This is a genomic window from Streptomyces sp. NPDC088097, from assembly GCF_044741845.1.
GTDB lineage: Bacteria > Actinomycetota > Actinomycetes > Streptomycetales > Streptomycetaceae > Streptomyces.
The window spans coordinates 527,173-544,321 of record NZ_JBIUTJ010000002.1 but is presented as its reverse complement, the minus strand read 5'-3'; the positions used below and the strand labels follow the sequence as shown (position 1 = coordinate 544,321).

Genomic DNA, 17,149 nt, shown 5'->3' with positions numbered 1-17,149 from the left:
GTGTCGTCCGCGACGTCAATGACCGGTTGAACGGGATCGATCGAATCGATCGTTTCGGTTGCCTATGATGGCCACCACGCCGGGCGAACGTGGATGCCGCCCGCGACCGGGCGACGCCGGCGGACGCCGCACCGGGCGACCACCACCGGGAACGACCGGACCGACCTCAGGGGGACCTCGTGAGAGCACATGTGGACCAGCGACAGGCGCAGGTGTTGGCGCTCGTTCGGGCGCGGGGCAGCGTGCGCGTGGCGGACCTGGCCCGGGAACTGGGCATCTCCCCCGTGACCCTGCGGCGGGACATCGAGGCGATGGCGTCCCGGGGCGAGATCCTGCGGATGCACGGGGTGATCACTCGCGTCGCGTCGCGCGGCGGCACCCTCGGGGAGCCCGGCGCGCGGAACGGCCCGCACCCGGCGGGAGCCGTGGGGGGCCCGGGACGCACGGCCGGGCGCGTGGTCGGCATGGTGGTGCCGACCACCGAGTACTACTACGCCGATGTCGTGCGCGGGGCCCGGGAGGTGGTCGAGGCGCGGGGCGGACGGCTGGCCGTGGGGCTGACCCGGTACCTGCCGGGCGAGGACCGGACGCAGGCCGACCGGCTGCTGTCGACGGGGGCGGAGGGGCTGCTGCTGACGCCGAACTGGGACACCGGGTCGCCCGGGCCGGGCGAGGGGGCGTGGACGGCGGAGCTGGCGGTGCCCACGGTGCTGGTCGAGCGGTGGGCTCCGGCCGGCCATCCGGCGGCCTCGCTCGACCGGGTGGTGTCGGACCACGCGCACGGGGCGGCCCGGGCCGTGCAGCACCTGGTGGCGTCGGGGCACCGGAAGATCGCGCTGGCCTGCCAGGAGACCCCGACGACGGCGCGGCTGAGGGCCGGGTACGAGGCCGCCGTCGCCGCGCTCGGGCTGGAGCCGGCGCCGGAGTGGCCCCCACCGGCGGCGGGCGGGGCGCCCTCGGTGGCCGACCGGTTCGCCCGGACGCTGGAGTACCTGTGCGGGGCGGTCACCTCGGGCGGGGTGACGGCGGCCCTGATCCACAGCGACACCGACGCGATCATGCTGATCCCGAGGCTCCAGGCGCGGGGCGTGCGGGTGCCGGAGGACCTGGCCGTGATCACCTACGACGACGAGGTGGCGGGGCTGGCCGACGTACCGCTGTCGGCCGTGGCGCCGGCCAAGCGGGAGGTCGGCGCCCGGGCGGCCGGGCTGTTGCTGGACCGGTTGGACGAGCGGGGCGCCGAGGGAGTTGAGGGAGTCGTCGGAGTCGTCGGGGAAGCGGCCGAGAGTCCGCGCCAGCACCTGGAGCTGCTGCCACGCCTGACCATTCGTTCATAAAGGGCATGACGATCTCAAAGAAGTGATTGTTTTGATCGACTTGCGCATTCGCTCTTGACGCTCTGCCGTGGCGTGCCAAGGATGGGCCGCGTTCTCCCATCCGTCGCCGCCGTCGGCGGCGGTCGTCCGTAGGAGCCGAATCATGTCGCGCAGCCTTCCCGCCCGTGTCCCCCGCGCCGCCCTCACCGCCTCGGCCGTCTCCCTCGTCCTGCTGACCGCCGCGTGCGGCGGCGGGCCGAAGGCGCAGACGGCCGCGGACTCGAACGGCTCGCCCGCACAACCGGTCACCGTCACCTACTGGTCGTCCTCGGCGGGCGCGCAGCAGACGGCCGATGCCTTCAACAAGACGCACCCGAACATCCAGGTGAAGTTCTCCGCCGTACCCGGCGGCCCGGACGGGGCGGCCAAGCTGGCGAACGCGGTCAAGGGCGGCAACGCCCCGGACATCGCGACGATGGACTACTCGGCGCTGCCGGAGTTCGCGAGCGGCGGGAACCTGGAGGACCTGAGCGCCACCTCCGGCGAGCTCGTCTCCGCGAAGTTCCCCGAGGCGGTCCAGTCGCTCGTGAAGCTGGGCGGCCGGACGTGGGCCGTACCCTTCGACGTCACCCCGCTCGAACTCTTCTACCGCAAGGACATCTTCGAGAAGCACGGGGTCGCCGTGCCGAAGACCTGGGAGGAGTACAAGGCCGCCGGGGAGAAGATCAACAAGGCGGACCCCTCGATCCGCATCACCAACTTCGGCGGTGGAGACCCCGCGGCCCTGGCCGGTCTGGCCTGGCAGGCGGGCGGGCGCTGGTACGGGACCGAGGGCGAGAAGTGGAAGGTGGCGGTCGACGATCCGCCCTCGCGGAAGGTCGCGGAGTACTGGAACGGGCTGATGGCCTCCGGAGTCGCCTCGAAGACCCCGCTGTGGGGTGAGGGCGAGGCCAAGGAGCGCAGCTCCGGACAGGTGGCCACGGTGATCGGCGCCGCCTGGACGGCGGGCACCTTCCTCGCCAACTACCCGGACCTGAAGGGCAAGTGGGGTATAGCCCCGCTGCCCACGTGGGACGGCCGACCGGCCACCGGCATGTACGGGGGGACCTCGTACATCGTGCCGAAGGGCAGCAAGCAGACCAAGGCGGCGGCCGAGTTCATCCGGTGGGTCACCACGGAACCGGAGGCGATCCGGGCCCGGCTGAGCTCACTCAAGTCGCCGAGCAGCGCCCTGCCCGCCAATCCGGAGATGCGGGCCGAGGCGGCGAAGCTGTTCGACGCCTCGTACTTCGAGGGACAGGATCCGTACGCGCTGGCGAGCGAGGCCGCCGGGACGATCCGGCCCGGGTGGACCTGGGGGCCGGCTCAGCTCCAGGTGAGCGCGGCGCAGGGCGCGGCCGGGGCGGACCTGGTGAAGGCCCTGTCCGAGGGGCAGTCGGCCGCCGAGAAGGCCATCAAGGACCGCGGCCTGGGGCTGGCGGGCTGATGCCCGCCCACCACCCCGGCACCTCTGGTACCACCGGTACCACCGGTACCACCGGTACCACCGCCCCATCGGCTCCGGTGGGGCGGGCGGCGACCAGGGCCGGGACGCTGTCGCCCGCCGCGTTCTTCATGGCCCCGTTCTTCCTGCTCTTCGCCCTCGTCACCGTCGCTCCCGTCGTCTACGCCGGGTACCTGAGCCTCTTCCACGACGAGCAGTCGGGCCTGGGCTTCGGCGGCACCCGCCGGGTCTTCACCGGACTCGGAAACTTCACCAGGGCCCTGTCCGATCCCCTGTTCCTCGCCTCCTTCCGCAACGTCGCCGTGTACTGCGTCCTCTACGTTCCCCTGATGATCGGCGGCGCCCTCCTCCTCGCCCTGCTGCTCGACTCGGCGCTCGCGCGCGCCCGACGCTTCTTCCAGATCGCCTTCTACCTGCCGCACTCCGTGCCGGGGTTGATCGCCGCGATGATCTGGCTCTACCTGTACACGCCGGGTCTGAGTCCCGTGCTCCAGGCCCTGGACGGCGTGGGCCTCACCTGGAACTTCTTCGGCGGCGACGAGGCCCTCCTCTCCGTGGTCAACATCTCGGCCTGGCAGTGGCTCGGCTACAACATGATCATTTTCTTCGCCGGGCTCCAGGCGATCCCCCGCGAGACCTTGGAGGCGGCGACGATGGACGGCGCCGGAGCCGTCCGCACCGCCTTGCAGATCAAGGTGCCCAGCATCCGGCCCACTCTGGTGCTGACGGTCCTGTTCACCTGTGTCGGCGCCGTCCAACTCTTCGACGCCCCACAGCTCCTCCAGCTCCGGGCGGGCGAGATGGGCGAGTCCTGGTCGCCGACCATGTACGTCTTCAGCGCCGCGTTCAAGGGCCACGACTACGGCCTGGCCGCCGCGAGCGCCCTGCTCCTCGCCCTCGTCGCGGGGGCCGCGTCCTTCGTGGTCACCGCCCTCGGCAACCGCTGGAGGTCCGCGTGACCAGCGCCGCCCCGCTCACCACACCGCCGGCCGACCCGCCGGTGGGCCCATCGGTCGACCCGGCCGTCGCACCTTCTCGTCCCCCTCGCCCGGCTCGTCCGGCTCGTCCGGCCCGACCCGCGCCGCGCCGTACCGCCCGCGCCCTCCTCTCCCGGACCGCCGTCAACGCCGTCCTGCTGCTCTTCGCCGCCTACACGCTCTTCCCCCTGGCCTGGCTGGTGCTGGCCGCCACCAAGAACCGGCGCGACCTCTTCGCCACCGATCCCTTCTCCGCCGGCGAGTTCCACCTCCTGTCCAACCTCGCCGAGCTGTTCACCTACGAGGACGGCATCTTCGGACGCTGGCTCGGAAACAGCCTGCTCTACACCGTCTTCGGCTCGACCCTCTCCGCCCTGATCAGCGTGGCCTGCGGCTACGCCTTCCACGCCTACGGGTTCAGGGGCAAAGAGGCCCTGTTCGGCGTCGTTCTCGCCGGGGTCCTCGTCCCGGCCACCGTCCTCCAGCTCCCCCTGTACCTGATGGCCTCGGCCACCGGCACGGTGAACACCTACGCCGCCTACCTGGTGCCCATGCTCGTCAACCCGTTCGGGGTCTATCTGGCCCGGGTCTTCGCCGAGGGGTACGTCCCCGACGAGGTGCTGGCTGCCGCCCGGGTCGACGGTGCGGGTGAACTGCGCGTCTTCACCCACGTGTCGTTCCCCATGCTGTGGCCCGGGTTTGTGACCATCTTCCTGTTCACCTTCACGGCCATCTGGAACAACTTCTACGGCGCCTTGACCATGCTGAGCGACGAGCGGCTCTACCCCGTCAGTCTGGGCCTGTTCATGTGGAACCGCAGTGTCTACCAGCAGCCCGAGCTGTATCCGATGGTGATCACCGGTTCACTCGTCGCCGTCGTCCCGCTCGTGCTGGCCTTCCTCGGGCTCCAGCGGTTCTGGCGCTCGGGCCTCACCGCAGGAGCCGTCAAGTGACCCCTCTCAACTCCCCCGCCGCACCCTCCCCCTCCCCATCTCCTTCTCCTTCCTCTCCCTCCGCCGGCCCTCACGTCCGCCGGCCCGTCACGGTGCTCGCCATGCGCACCGGCACCCGAGCCGCCGTCCTGGGCGAGGCGGTCCTCCCCGAACTGCTCCGCGTGGCCGACGTGGATCCCGCGCTGCTCGTCACCGACTTCACCGACGAGGATCCCGAGCTCGCCGACCGACTGGACCGCGCCGAGGTGCTCCTCACCGGCTGGGGCTGCCCGCCCCTGGACTCGGCCGCCCTGGGACGGATGCCTCGCCTGCGGGCCGTCGTACACGCCGCCGGGAGCGTCAAGCACCATGTGACCCCGGCTTGCTGGGAACGGGGCCTGCTGGTGTCGAGCGCGGCCGCCGCCAACGCCCTCCCGGTGGCCGAGTACGCCCTCGCCGCGATCCTCTTCTCCAACAAGCGCGTCCTGGAATCAGCCCACGCCTACCGCGCCGCGCGCGGCCCCATCGACCTGCTGAGCCACTATCCGACGGTCGGCAACTACCGTCGGACCGTCGGCCTCGTCGGCGCCTCCCTCATCGGGCGGCGCGTACTGGAACTCCTGCGCCCCTTCGACCTGCGCGTCTTGGTCCACGACCCGTACGCCGACCCGGCCGAGGTCACCGCCCTCGGCGGAGAATGCTCCTCGCTCGACGAACTGCTGCGCCGCAGCGACGTGGTGAGCCTGCACGCGCCCGCCCTCCCCCAGACCCGTCACCTCCTCGATGCCTCCCGACTGTCCCTGATGAGGGACGGGGCCACCCTCGTCAACACCGCACGGGGCTCCCTCGTGGACACGGACGCCCTCACCACCGAGTTGGTGACGGGGAGACTGCACGCCGTGCTCGACCACACCGAGCCCGAGGTCTTGCCGGCCGGCTCCGTCCTGTTCGACCTGCCCAACGTGCTGCTCACTCCGCACGTGGCCGGATCCCTGGGCGGCGAGCTGGACCGGCTGGCGGCGAGCGCCGTCGAGGAACTGGAGCGCTACGCCCGGGGCCTCGCCTTCCGCCACCCCGTGGACCCGGCCCGCCTGGCCTACTCCGCCTGACGGCCGTGGCGTTCCACCAGGCGCTCCAGATGCTCCCTCCCCCGGGCGAGCAGGCCCGTCAGCTCGGCGGCGTCCGGGTACCAGCGTCTCTCGTACTCCCAGCAGAGCCAGCCCTCTCGGGGGGCGGCGGCCACCGCCTCGGCCAGCGGCAGCACCCCCGAGCCGAGCCCGAGCGGGGTCAGCTCCCCGGCGGACGCCACGTCCTTGACCTGGAGGTAGCCCAGATGCGCTCCCAGCCGTCGCCCCGACTCCGCCGGCTCCTCACCGCCGAGCCAGGTGTGCAGCACGTCCCACAGCGCGCCCACCGCTGGGTGCGCGACCTCGTCCAACACCCGGGCCGTCGCGCCCGCGGTGCGGTGCGAGTCGTGGGTCTCCAGCAGGATCCGTACGCCGAGGTGCTCGGCGTACGGGGCGGCTTCCCGCAGCCGGCGCACCGCGTTGGCGTCGGCCCGTCCCGGGTGGAGCTCGCCACCCCCGGGGAAGACCCGAACGTACGGCGCTTCGAGGTCCGCGGCGAGCCGGACCAGGTCCCGCAGCTCGGCGAGGAGCGGACCGTCCTCACCCGGCGCGGCCACCCGGGCGTAGCCGGCCACGCCGAGCACCCGCACCCCCGCTCCGGTCACCTCGCGCAGCCCGGCCGTCCGCTCGCCGACCGAGCTGCCGGGATGCAGCGGTTCCTCGGGGTGGGCCCGCAGTTCGAGGCCGTCGTACCCGTGCTCGGCGGCCAGCCCGGCGCTGCGGGCGAGTGGGGCGCCGGGCAGCCCCAGCGTGGAGAAGGCGTACCTCACGGCTTCCTCCCCTCGGCCGGCGGCGGCGCGGTGGAGCCGCGCACCATGAGTTCCGTGGGCAGGGTGGTGATGCCACCGGGAGGCAGCGGGCGGCGCCCGGTCACCAGTTGGGCGGCGAGCACTCCGGCCTCCCGCAGCGGTACCCGGACGGTGGTCAGGGCCGGCGCGGTGTCCACGCAGAACGGCAGGTCGTCGAAGCCCGCGACGGAGACGTCCTCGGGGATCCGCAGGCCCGCTTCGCGCAGGGCGGCGGCGACCCCCGTGGCCACTGTGTCGTTGGCCGCGGCCACAGCGGTGAAGGTCGCTCCCCCGCGCAGTAGTTCACGGGTGGCGTCGTACCCGGCGGAGCGCTCGAATCCGGCGTGCACGGTGAGCGGTGCGCAGGCCTCGGGCAGGTCGGCGTCACAGTGGGCGAGGGCGGCCTGATGACCGGCGAGCCGCTCTCTGCTGGTGCTCAGGTCGGGCGGCCCGGCGACGTAGGCGATGCGCCGGTGCCCCAGGGTCAGGAGGTGTTCGGCGAGGGCGAAGGCGCCGGCATGGTCGTCGAACATCACCGTGGCCACGGGCAGTTCGGGGGGCACGGGCAGGGGGGGACGCCCGCACAACACGACCGGGGCTCCGCTGCCCGCTATCCGTGCGACCCGGGCGGTCAGTGCGACGGTGTGCCGGGGGTCCTCGACGGCACCTCCGGTGAGGACGACCCCGCCGGCCCGTTGACCCTCCAAGAGGCCGAGGTAGTCGACCTCCGCGGCCGGATCGCCCTGGGTGTTGCAGACGACGGCCAGCCGGCGCGCGCCCGGCCGGCCGGTGGGGTCCAGGGCGCTCTGCAAGGAGCCCGCCAGGATGCCGAAGAAGCCGTCGGAGACGTCGTGGACGAGCACGCCGACGAGGTCCGAGGTGGCCGCAGCGAGCGCGCGGGCGGGGCCGTTCGCGACGTACCCGAGTGCTTCGACGGCCCGCTCCACCCGGGTCTTGGTGCCGCCGGCCACCGGATAGCCGCCGTTCATCACCCGCGAGACCGTGGCGGGCGACACGCCCGCGTGCGCCGCGACCTCGGCAAGAGTCACCGCCATGACCAACCCCTCCTTCTGCCTGCCCGGACTTCCCCGGGCCATCGTGTCATCGAGTGCGTGGATCTCCATAGTGCCCAATGATGAAAGCGCTTTCTATCCCTCGAACGAGTGTTGTGTTGGAGGGTCGGCCGGTCCTAGCCTGGACGCGTGGAAAGCGCTTTCTATCGAGCCCCTTCCCGCACGGCACGGCAATGAACGAGGCACGAGGACGAACGAGGACGGAGGAGGAAACACCGTGGAACGCAGGACGATCAAGATCGCGATGAACGGCGTGACCGGACGCATGGGGTACCGGCAGCATCTGGTCCGGTCCCTGCTGGCCCTGCGCGAGCAGGGCGGGCTGGACCTCGGCGACGGCACGGTGCTGTGGCCGGAACCCGTGCTGGTCGGGAGGCGGGAGACGGCCCTGCGGGCCATCGCCGAACGCCACGGTCTGGAACACGTCAGCACCGACCTGGCGGCCGTCCTGGCCGACCCCGAGGTCGAGATCTACTTCGATGCCCAGGTGACCGGCGCGAGGGAGGCGGCGGTGCGCAGCGCCGTGGCCGCCGGCAAGCACGTGTACTGCGAGAAGCCGACCGCCCTTTCCTTCGCCTCCTCGTTGGAGTTGGCCAGGGAGGCCGCGGCGGCCGGGGTCAAGCACGGGGTCGTGCAGGACAAGCTGTTCCTGCCGGGACTGCTGAAGTTGCGCCGGCTGATCGAGGGCGGGTTCTTCGGCGAGGTGCTGTCCGTGCGGGGCGAGTTCGGCTATTGGGTGTTCGAGGGGGACTGGCAATCGGCCCAGCGCCCCTCGTGGAACTACCGGTCCGAGGACGGCGGGGGCATCGTCGCCGACATGTTCCCGCATTGGGAGTACCTGCTGCACGAGCTGTTCGGTCGGGTCCGCACGGTGCAGGCGCTCACCCGGACGCACATCGGGACGCGGTGGGACGAGGAGGGCAAGCCCTACTCGGCCACGGCGGACGACGCCGCCTACGGCATCTTCGAGTTGGAGGGCGGCGCGGTCGCGCAGATCAACTCCTCTTGGGCGGTCCGCGTGCACCGCGACGAGCTGGTCGAGTTCCACGTGGACGGCACGCACGGGTCGGCGGTGGCCGGGTTGCGCGGCTGCCGGATCCAGCACCGCGCCGGAACACCGAAGCCGGTGTGGAACCCGGACCTGCCGCAGGGCGAGTCCTTCCGGTCCCAGTGGCAGGAGGTCCCGGACAACGCTCCGACGGACAACGGCTTCAAGGCCCAGTGGGAGCTGTTCCTGCGCCACGTCGTGCGCGACGAACCCTGGCAGTGGGACCTCCTCTCGGGTGCGCGCGGGGTGCAGCTGGCCGAGCTGGGACTGCGCTCCTCGGCGGAGGGCCGCCGACTGTCGGTGCCGGAGGTGGCACTGTGACCGGGATCCGGCTCCCCTCCGCGGACGGCGGGCTGCGCCTGTACCGCCCGTCCACCGATCCGCTCCCCCCGTTCGGCTGCGGACCGGCCCGCAGCCGGGTCCTGTACGCGGCCGCGCACGTCGTCGCCGACCCGCTCGCGGGCCCGGCCGGTGAGGAGCGGGAGGGGGCCGGCGGGACGGTCGACTGGGAAGCCACCCTGGGCTTCCGGCACCGGTTGTGGGCGCAGGGTTTCGGGGTCGCGGAGGCCATGGACACCGCCCAGCGCGGGATGGGGCTGGACTGGCCGACGGCGGCGGAGCTGATCCGCCGCTCCGCGGCCGAGGCCCGGTCGGTGGGTGGTCGGCTCGTCTGCGGAGCGGGCACCGACCAGTTGTCCGGGGGGCGGCCCGTCCCCCTGGCCGCCGTCGCCGCGGCGTACGAGGAGCAGGTGGCACACGTCGAGGCCTGCGGGGCCGGGGTCGTCCTCATGGCGTCCCGGGCACTGGCGGCGACGGCCCGTGGACCCGAGGACTACCTGAGCGTGTACGGGGAGCTGCTGCGACAGAGCGCCCGGCCGGTCGTCCTGCACTGGCTGGGGCCGATGTTCGATCCCGAGCTGGCCGGATATTGGGGCCACGAGGACCTCGATCTGGCCACGCGGGTGTTGTTGAAGGTCGTCTCGGAGCATCCGGACAAGGTGGACGGGATCAAGGTGTCGCTGTTGGACGCCGACCGGGAGAGGGAGCTGAGACGGCAGCTGCCGGCGGGCGTGCGCTGCTACACGGGCGACGACTACCACTACCCGGAACTGATCGCGGGCGACGGCGAACTGTCCAGTGACGCGCTGCTCGGGATCCTCGACCCCATCGCGCCGATCGCCGCGCGTGCGGCCCAGGCGCTCGACCGGGACGATCCCGGGGAGTTCCGGCGCCTGTTGGACCCGACGGTCGCCCTGTCCCGGCATCTGTTCGCGCCGCCCACGCGGCACTACAAGACGGGAGTGGTCCTGTTGGCCTGGCTGGCGGGGTACCAGGGGCATTTCACGATGCTGGGCGGGTTCCAGTCGGCCCGCTCGCTCCCGCACCTGGCGACCGCCTACGAACGGGCCGACCTGCTCGGGCTGTTCCCCGACCCGGAGCTGGCCGCGGACCGGATGCGTCGACTCCTGTCGGTGTACGGGGTGACCTCATGAGCCGGCAGCCGGCTCCGGAGCGGTTCAGCCTGAACCAGGAGACCGTGCACCAGTGGTCGCTGCCCGAGCTGGTGGCCGGGTGCACGGCGGCAGGGGTGGGCGCGGTCGGCCTGTGGCGGGAGCCGGTACGGCGGTTCGGGGTCCGGGCGGCGGCGAAGTTGGTCGCCGGCGCCGGGCTGCGGGTCAGCTCCCTGTGCCGGGGCGGATTCTTCACCGCCGCCGATCCGACGGGGCGGGCTGCCGCCTTGGAGGACAACCGGCGAGCCGTCGAGGAGGCCGCCGAGTTGGGCGCGGACACCCTGGTCCTGGTCTCCGGCGGGCTCCCCGAGGGGGATCGGGACCTGGTGCGGGCCAGGGAACGGATCGTCGGCGTCCTGGAGGAACTGGTGCCGTGGGCCGCCGCGCACGGGGTTCGGCTGGGCATCGAGCCGTTGCATCCGATGTTCGCGGCGGACCGCTGTGTGGTGTCGACCCTGGGCCAGGCCTTGGACATCGCAGAGCGGTTCCCCGCCGAGCACGTCGGGATCGTCGCCGACTCCTACCACCTGTGGTGGGACGAGCGACTGGCCGTCGACCTGATGCGGGCCGGGGCGGCCGGGCGGATCGTCTCCGTCCAGGTCGCGGACTGGGTCACCCCCTTGCCCGAGGGCGTCCTGCTGGGCCGGGGCCAGCTCGGTGACGGCTGTGTGGACCTGCGGGCCTTCCGGGAACTGGCCGACGCGGCCGGTTACCGCGGACCGGTCGAGGTGGAGATCTTCCATCCGGGGCTGTGGGCCAGGGACGGCGCCGAGGTGCTCGGGGAGGTGATCGACCGCTTCCGCGCACACGTCGGGTGAGACGGGGCCGGGAGACGGCAGGCCGGATTCGGACCGATCGGACAAGGAGCATGCGATGACACGCGAAATGCCGTACGGGTGGAGCAGGCGCGCTTTCCTCTCGGCCGCGGGCGGGGGTGCGCTGCTGTTCGGCGCGGCCGCCGGACCGGCGGCGGCCGAACCCGGGGCCGATGCCTACGAGGGGATGCGCGCGGTCTGGCGTCGCCTGTTCCTGGGGGACGGGTTCTCGGCCTCGGCCGAGCCGTTCCGTACCCGGCTGGCGGCTTCGGGCGAGGAGGCGGCGCGCTGGGTCGGTTCGATGGCGCCGACGCCCGAGTCCCTCTGGCCGGACCTCGGGTTCGCCACGGATCCCGAGAAGTTGATGCAGAGCTTCTACCGGCTGCGGGCGATGGCCGAGGCCTACGTACGGCCCGGGACGGGGCTCACCGGGGACGCCTCGCTGCTGGCGGCGCTGCTGACGGGGCTGGACCACCTGCACGCGCGGGCCTACCACGCGGGTCAGGTCCGGTACGGCAACTGGTACTGCTGGCAGATCGGCGCACCGCAGGCCCTGTTGGACCTGTGCGTGTTGTTGTACGCGGAGCTGTCGGCAGAGCGGCGGGCCGACTTCTGCGCGGCGGTGGACCACTTCGTGCCGGATTCCGCGGTGGCCTCCTACAGCGGGACGAGTACCGGCGCGAACAGGGTGGACCTGTGCCGGGTGTTGGCCCTGCGCGGTGTGGTCGGGGCGGATCCCGCGAAGATCGCTCTGGCCCGGGACGCGCTCGCGCCGGTCTTCCCCTACGTCACCTCCGGTGACGGGCTCTACCGGGACGGCTCCTTCGTCCAGCACACCTGGGTGCCGTACACCGGAACGTACGGGGCGGTGCTGTTGGGCGGGCTCGGCCTGCTGTTCGGCCTGCTCAGGGGAACGACCTGGGAGGTCACCGATCCCGGGGCGCGGATCGTATTCGATGCCGTGGAGCGGGCGTGGGCGCCCTTCCTGTTCAACGGCCTGGTCATGGACGCGGTGTCGGGTCGGGCCGTCAGCCGGGGGATCGCCGCCGCGGACGCCCGGCAGGTCCAGCAGGACGACCACACCCGGGGGCACGCCGTGCTGGCCGCGATCCTGCTGCTCGCGGAGGGCGCGGCTCCCGGCGACCGGAACCGGTGGCGGGGGCTGGTGAAGGGATGGTCGGCGCGCGACTACTACAGCCGTCCGATGGCCGACCGGTCGCTCCCCCTGTCGGCGCTCGCCCGGATGGCGGCCCTCGACGCCGACTCCTCGGTCGTCGCGGTGCCCGAACCGGTCGGACACCGGCTGTTCCCCTCGATGGACCGGGCCACGCACCGACGTCCGACCTGGGCGGCCTCGCTCTCCCTCGCCTCCCGCCGCATCGCCCACTACGAGACGGGCAACGGCGAGAACACCCACGGCTGGCACACGGGCAGCGGAATGCTGTCCTGGTGGGGTTCCACCTACGGCAACGGGCAGTACGCGGACGCCTTCTGGCCGACCGTCGACCCGTACCGGCTGCCGGGCACCACCGTGGCCCGCAAGGCCCTGGCCGACGGCGCGGGCGGAGACTGGGGCGCCTCACGGCCGGACGCGGTGTGGGTCGGCGGGACGACGGACGGCGAGTTCGCCTCGGTGGGCCAACACCTGCGGGGCCTCGGAAGCACCCTGGAGGCACGCAAGTCCTGGTTCTTCCTGGCGGACACCGTCATCTGTCTGGGGGCGGGGATCCGCGCCTCGGACGGCGTCGCGGTGGAGTCGGTCGTCGACAACCGCAATCTGGGCGCGACGGGCACCCACGACCTGATCGTCAATGGCGCGACCCAGCCCTCGACACCGGGCTGGTCGGCACGGTTCGCGGCACCCGGCTGGGCCCATCTGGCGGGCTTCGGCGGCTACGTCCTGCACGGCCCGGGTTCCTTCAGGGCTCTGCGGGAGACGCGTACGGGCCGGTGGAGCGAGGTGAACCGGGACGGGGCGACGACGGCGCTCACCCGACGCTACGTCACCCTCTGGTTCGACCACGGCACGGATCCGGTGGGCGCCGGCTACGCCTGCCAGATCCTCCCCGGGGCCACCGCCGCACAGACCTCGGCCCGCGCGGCGGCCCCGGGCTGGTGGAGCGTCCTGGCGAACACGGAGGCGGCGCAGGGCCTGGCCGTGCGCTCGCTGGGGTTCACCGGCGTGAACTTCTGGCAGGCCGGCGCCGTCGGCCCGCTGGAGGCCGATGGTCCCTGTTCGGTCACCGTCCGGGAGCGGGCCGACGGTACCGCCTCGGTGTGGGTGGCGGATCCGGGCCGGACCCTGGGGGCGTTGACCGTGGTGTGGAACCGGCCGGTGGCCGCGGTGGTGTCCCGACCGCCGAGTGTGGTCTCGGCGGAGGCCGGAGCGCGCCTCCGCCTCCGGTTCGGGGACCTCACCACGGCCGCGGGGTCGGGCCAGGAGGTGGTGGTGCGGCTGGGGTGAGTGCGGTCGTGCGGAGAGGGAGCGGGGCGGGGGCGGGGGCGGGGCGGGCTCAGTTCCCGTAGTCGTAGGTCATGCCGATGCCGAGGGTGCTCTGGGCGGGGAGCAGGCCGGTGCCGACGATGTCGAGGAGGGGCGGGAGGAGGAGTTCGGGGAGACGGCTCACCTCCTGGGGGCTCAGCGCGGCCCAGGGGGCGGCGGCGAGTTCGTCGGTGAGGCGCTCGACGGAGGTGCGCACGGCGAGTCCGGCTTCGGTGGCGGTGGCGATGGCCCCCTCGGTCAACAGGCCTCGGGCTACGAGTCGGGCGCGGGCGGCGCTCCACTGCTCGGGGGACCATTGGCGGCTCTCGAACACCTCGGCGGGGGCGGCGCCCGCTCCGGAGTGCAGAACCAGCGACTCGACGGGGTCGAGGTGGTGGGCCTTGAGGGCCGCGATGTGGCCGTCGCCCCGGTGCTCGCGCAGGATGGTGGCCGCGTGCCAGAGGACGGCGTGCGGCTCCTCGGGCCAGGGCAGCGCCGCGTTGGCCGCCGCCATGGGGCGTCCGGCCGTGACAGCCGTCTCGGCAGCCCGGCGGGCCAGCTCCGCGGCAGCGGCGAGGTCCGGGGAACCGGTGCGCTCGCCCAGCAGGGAGCGCAAGGCCCGGTCCACAGCGACGGCCCGCGCCGCGAGGGTGTCGGCGGTCGAGGCGCCGCCGGCGCCCGCGGCCACGTACCGCTCCACCATGGGCGGGGCGAAGGAGTAGAACAGGGCGGTGACGAGTGGCGCGGGCACCGTCCCGAGGGGGGCGGCCCGGAAGGCGAAGTACATGGGCCAGCGTTCGTCGGTGGCGTGGCCGAGCCCGGCCGCCTCCTCGTAGCACTCCGGCGCGTAGTAGAGGATCGCGTGGACGGGTTCGAGGTACTGCCACAGTTGCCGGACCGTGCCGAGGCCGTGTGTTCCGTCGCCCGCCCCGGTGGTCCCCGTGGATCGGGCGGAGCTGGTGGACGGAGTGGACTCGCCGACTCCCCGAGACCCGGCGACTTCCTCGTACGTCATCTTCGTTTCCTCCAAGGCATGTTGGCGGGCACCTCTCAAGCCGGCAGCCTAAGCGCGGAACCCGCCCGTCCCACCGGGCACACAGGAACCCGGTGGTCGCCGAGCGGCCCTGCCGGTATCGTCCACTCCCCCGACCAGCCGTTTCGCAGGATGCGACATGGCGTGACACCGAGAGAGCGGTTCCGTGCAGAGCCCACGAGCGACGACGACCCTCTGGCGCCCGACGGGTCCCGAGGAACTGGACCTCGTCCGCGCCTCGAACTGGCGCGCCTGGCCGCCCCGCCTGCCCGACCAGCCGATCTTCTACCCCGTCCTCAACGAGGAGTACGCGGTGATGATCGCGCGGGACTGGAACGTGAAGCACTCGGGGGTCGGGTTCGTCACGCGCTTCGAGGTGGACTCGGAGTTCCTGCTCCGCTACCCGGTGCGGCAAGCCGGCGGCAGGACGATCCTGGAGCTGTGGGTTCCGGCGGAGGAACTCGACGCGTTCAACGCCCACATCGTCGGCGACATCGAGCTCGTCCACGAGTTCCGCTGACGGATCGACCTTGGACGTGCGGCGTCCGGCCGAGGGGCGGCGGGCTGCTGCGTCTGCGGGGCGACCACCCACCCGGCCGACTGGGCGGCGTGGGTCTGCTCACGACCGAGCCCCAACACCTGCACCAGACGCTGTAGTCGAGGGGGCGCGGTCCTCGTCCTCACGGCTTCTCCCGCTTCGTCAGGATGCCACCACGGTCGCCCATCCCGGATGGAGCAGCGGGGCGGCTCCGGCGTCCAGGGCGGTCGGGGCGGGGCCAAAGGTGTGACATAGCGTGCCCCGTATGGATCAGCAGCACATACCCGGGGATGCCGACGGCGCGGGCAGGCGCCATTTTCTCGCCCTCGCGACCGGCGCGGCCACGGTCGCCGGCATCGGCGCCGTGGCCGGATGCGCGCAGGGCGGGGGCTCGGCCGGTGACACCCCCTCGAAGGGGGGCGCCACTTCAGGCAAGCCCGGGAAGCCCGGCTCGACCGGCTCTCCCCCGCCCTCCGCCGGAGCGGGGTTCGACGTCCGCGTCGAGAACGCCCGCCCCGGTAACGCCGACTGGCGCGTGACGAAGGCCGGACCGGCCCGGGCCGTCGAGGGGTTCGCGGACAAGGTCAGCGTGCTGCCGGGCGAGTCCTTCGGGCTGCACGTGTCGACCACGGCGCCGCGTTTCACCGTGTCCGCCTACCGGATGGGCTGGTACGGCGGGGCCCGCGCCCGCCTGGTGTGGCGGTCCGAGGCATTGCCGGGCGTACGCCGGCCCGAGCACACGGTGGACGCCGCCACCAGGACGGTGCGTACCCGCTGGGCCCGCAGCGCCTCCGTCGACACGAAGGGTTGGCCGGAGGGCTGCTACCTGCTGAGGCTCGACGCGCAGGGCGGCGAGGGCGGGCGCTTCGTCCCGATCACCGTCCGCTCGGCGACGACCGCCGGACGCACGGTGCTCGTCAACGCCGTCGCGACCTGGCAGGCGTACAACCGATGGGGCGGTTACGGAAGTTACGACGGACCGAGCGGCGGTTACGCCTCGCGCTCGCTGGCGGTGACCTTCGACCGGCCCTACGAGTACGACGACGGGGCGGGCCTGTTCCTCGTCTACGAGGCCCCGCTGCTCGCGCTCGCCGAGCGTATGGGCGTCCCCCTGGCCTACGCCACGACCAGCGACGTGGCGCGGGAGAAGCGGCTGCTGGAGGGGGCGACGGCGGTACTTTCCCCGGGCCACGACGAGTACTGGTCGCCGGAACAGCGCGCGCACCTCACGGCGGCGCGGGACGCGGGAACCAACATCGCGGTGTTGGGCGCGAACTGCTGCTACCGGCGCATCCGGTGGGAGCCCTCGGAGCTCGGGCCGGACCGCACGGTGGTCTGCTACAAGACCTCCTACGCCCAGGACCCCGGCTTCGGGCGGGGCCATCCGGCGACGAACGACTTCCGCTCCCCGCCCGCCGCCGATCCGGAGAGTTCGCTGCTGGGCGTGATCTACGACGGGTATCCGGTGGACGCCCCGTACGTGGTGACGAACCCGGGCCACTGGCTGTTCGAGGGGACCGGCGTGAAGGCGGGCGACAGCTTCGCCCACCTCGTCGGCGTGGAGTACGACAAGGTGGACGCCGGGTTCCCGCCACCGCGCCCGATCGAGATCCTGGCCCACTCTCCGGTGGTCTGCGAGGGGCGGCCCAGCCATCAGGACACCGCGTACTACACCACGTCGAGCGGAGCGGGGGTGTTCGCGACCGGCACCATGCGTTGGGTGGAGTCCCTCGACGCCACGGGCGACGGTCGCGGCGGAGGCAACCACGGCCTGGACGCGCGCTGCGGTGCGTTCACCACCCGGGTGACGGAGAACCTGCTCCGGGTGTTCGCGGCGGGGCCGGCCGGGCGGACCCATCCCGCTCGGGACAACGTGACGGCGGTGTACGGCGGGGGCGCGTGACCGTGACCGACGGCGGCCCGCACCCAGGAGCCGCCACCGCTATGGGTGGACTTCACCCGGTAGGGCTGTCTAGGATCGCGCTCACGGCATCGCGTGTCGGTC

General features: G+C 72.8%; 14 protein-coding genes. 11 read left to right on the top strand and 3 right to left on the bottom strand.

Annotated elements, in window-relative coordinates; translation table 11 throughout:
- The first annotated feature begins 179 nt into the window (after nucleotides 1-179).
- The 5 genes from ACIOD1_RS08415 (at nucleotide 180) to ACIOD1_RS08395 (ending at nucleotide 5,838) form a co-directional block, all read left to right on the top strand.
- Complete coding sequence (locus tag ACIOD1_RS08415; protein WP_401901046.1) at nucleotides 180-1,337, top strand: substrate-binding domain-containing protein; 1,158 nt, start codon at nucleotides 180-182, stop codon at nucleotides 1,335-1,337.
- A 142-nt stretch (nucleotides 1,338-1,479) separates the two neighbouring features.
- Complete coding sequence (locus tag ACIOD1_RS08410) at nucleotides 1,480-2,802, top strand: ABC transporter substrate-binding protein (RefSeq protein WP_401901045.1); 1,323 nt, start codon at nucleotides 1,480-1,482, stop codon at nucleotides 2,800-2,802.
- A gap of 128 nt (nucleotides 2,803-2,930) precedes the next feature.
- Nucleotides 2,931-3,779 carry a sugar ABC transporter permease gene (locus ACIOD1_RS08405; RefSeq protein WP_365617529.1) on the top strand — a complete coding sequence of 283 codons (849 nt, stop codon included), beginning with the start codon at nucleotides 2,931-2,933 and terminating at the stop codon, nucleotides 3,777-3,779.
- A gap of 173 nt (nucleotides 3,780-3,952) precedes the next feature.
- Nucleotides 3,953-4,750, top strand: a complete 798-nt coding sequence (locus ACIOD1_RS08400; RefSeq protein ID WP_365617531.1) for a carbohydrate ABC transporter permease — start codon at nucleotides 3,953-3,955, stop codon at nucleotides 4,748-4,750.
- Between the two features lie 101 nt (nucleotides 4,751-4,851).
- Nucleotides 4,852-5,838 carry a hydroxyacid dehydrogenase gene (locus tag ACIOD1_RS08395; RefSeq protein WP_401901043.1) on the top strand — a complete coding sequence of 329 codons (987 nt, stop codon included), beginning with the start codon at nucleotides 4,852-4,854 and terminating at the stop codon, nucleotides 5,836-5,838.
- Here the strand turns inward: ACIOD1_RS08395 and ACIOD1_RS08390 are convergent.
- Nucleotides 5,826-6,626, bottom strand: coding sequence for a sugar phosphate isomerase/epimerase family protein (locus ACIOD1_RS08390; RefSeq protein ID WP_401901041.1), 801 nt, complete (start codon nucleotides 6,624-6,626; stop codon nucleotides 5,826-5,828). The two genes, ACIOD1_RS08395 and ACIOD1_RS08390, sit on opposite strands and share 13 nt — an antisense overlap.
- Nucleotides 6,623-7,699 (bottom strand): LacI family DNA-binding transcriptional regulator, encoded by a 1,077-nt coding sequence (locus ACIOD1_RS08385; protein ID WP_401901039.1) that lies wholly within the window; start codon nucleotides 7,697-7,699, stop codon nucleotides 6,623-6,625. Before ACIOD1_RS08385 ends, ACIOD1_RS08390 begins: the two co-directional genes overlap by 4 nt.
- Before the next feature lie 262 nt (nucleotides 7,700-7,961).
- On the opposite strand from ACIOD1_RS08385, the gene ACIOD1_RS08380 reads away from it, so the two are divergent.
- From ACIOD1_RS08380 to ACIOD1_RS08365, 4 genes are all read left to right on the top strand, one after another.
- Complete coding sequence (locus ACIOD1_RS08380) at nucleotides 7,962-9,086, top strand: Gfo/Idh/MocA family protein (protein WP_401901398.1); 1,125 nt, start codon at nucleotides 7,962-7,964, stop codon at nucleotides 9,084-9,086.
- Complete coding sequence (locus ACIOD1_RS08375; protein ID WP_365617119.1) at nucleotides 9,083-10,258, top strand: dihydrodipicolinate synthase family protein; 1,176 nt, start codon at nucleotides 9,083-9,085, stop codon at nucleotides 10,256-10,258. Before ACIOD1_RS08380 ends, ACIOD1_RS08375 begins: the two co-directional genes overlap by 4 nt.
- Nucleotides 10,255-11,094: a sugar phosphate isomerase/epimerase family protein gene (locus tag ACIOD1_RS08370; protein WP_401901037.1), complete on the top strand. Its 840-nt coding sequence runs from the start codon at nucleotides 10,255-10,257 to the stop codon at nucleotides 11,092-11,094. Before ACIOD1_RS08375 ends, ACIOD1_RS08370 begins: the two co-directional genes overlap by 4 nt.
- A gap of 67 nt (nucleotides 11,095-11,161) precedes the next feature.
- Nucleotides 11,162-13,555, top strand: coding sequence for a polysaccharide lyase 8 family protein (locus tag ACIOD1_RS08365; RefSeq protein ID WP_401901396.1), 2,394 nt, complete (start codon nucleotides 11,162-11,164; stop codon nucleotides 13,553-13,555).
- A 49-nt stretch (nucleotides 13,556-13,604) separates the two neighbouring features.
- Here the strand turns inward: ACIOD1_RS08365 and ACIOD1_RS08360 are convergent, their stop codons facing one another.
- Nucleotides 13,605-14,588, bottom strand: coding sequence for a hypothetical protein (locus ACIOD1_RS08360; RefSeq protein ID WP_401901036.1), 984 nt, complete (start codon nucleotides 14,586-14,588; stop codon nucleotides 13,605-13,607).
- 184 nt (nucleotides 14,589-14,772) lie between these two features.
- Between ACIOD1_RS08360 and ACIOD1_RS08355 the strand changes: the two genes are divergently transcribed.
- Nucleotides 14,773-15,126 carry a hypothetical protein gene (locus ACIOD1_RS08355; protein ID WP_365617125.1) on the top strand — a complete coding sequence of 118 codons (354 nt, stop codon included), beginning with the start codon at nucleotides 14,773-14,775 and terminating at the stop codon, nucleotides 15,124-15,126.
- A 283-nt stretch (nucleotides 15,127-15,409) separates the two neighbouring features.
- Complete coding sequence (locus ACIOD1_RS08350; protein WP_401901034.1) at nucleotides 15,410-17,047, top strand: N,N-dimethylformamidase beta subunit family domain-containing protein; 1,638 nt, start codon at nucleotides 15,410-15,412, stop codon at nucleotides 17,045-17,047.
- The last annotated feature ends 102 nt before the right edge of the window (nucleotides 17,048-17,149 follow it).